Origin of the sequence: Undibacterium sp. RuTC16W (assembly GCF_049339445.1) — a bacterium.
GTDB lineage: Bacteria > Pseudomonadota > Gammaproteobacteria > Burkholderiales > Burkholderiaceae_D > Undibacterium.
In genome coordinates this window covers 1-293 of record NZ_JBMPPE010000113.1, presented here as the reverse complement: position 1 = coordinate 293, position 293 = coordinate 1, and the positions used below count along the sequence as shown (strand labels likewise).

The window sequence follows — 293 nt, the reverse complement described above, 5'->3', positions numbered from 1 at the left end:
TCATCGCAGAATCTTTTGCTTGTTGAGTCAGCAAAGAAACAACAAAAAGGCAATTCCAAGTTTGCCCAACCCCCGAAGGCTCCAGAGAAATTCCTTCTTATCATGGTGCCAGAACCACTTGAAATCGTGGAATCTAAACATGAATCAGGTTATAGTATCCTGGGGGAATACGACCATGCCAAATTTGGAAATGATTATGAGCTTATAGCATCCTTCCTTCGAAAGAACTTCGAGAAAGTCATCCAGGCCTTTAAGGCAGGAAAAGCTGATGCACTCAGAGCCCAAATTATGGC

General features: G+C 43.0%; 1 protein-coding gene. It reads left to right on the top strand.

Annotated elements, in window-relative coordinates; translation table 11 throughout:
- Positions 1-293, top strand: a 293-nt coding sequence (locus tag ACO0K4_RS19730) for a hypothetical protein (RefSeq protein ID WP_422958356.1), incomplete at both ends; no start/stop codon positions are given.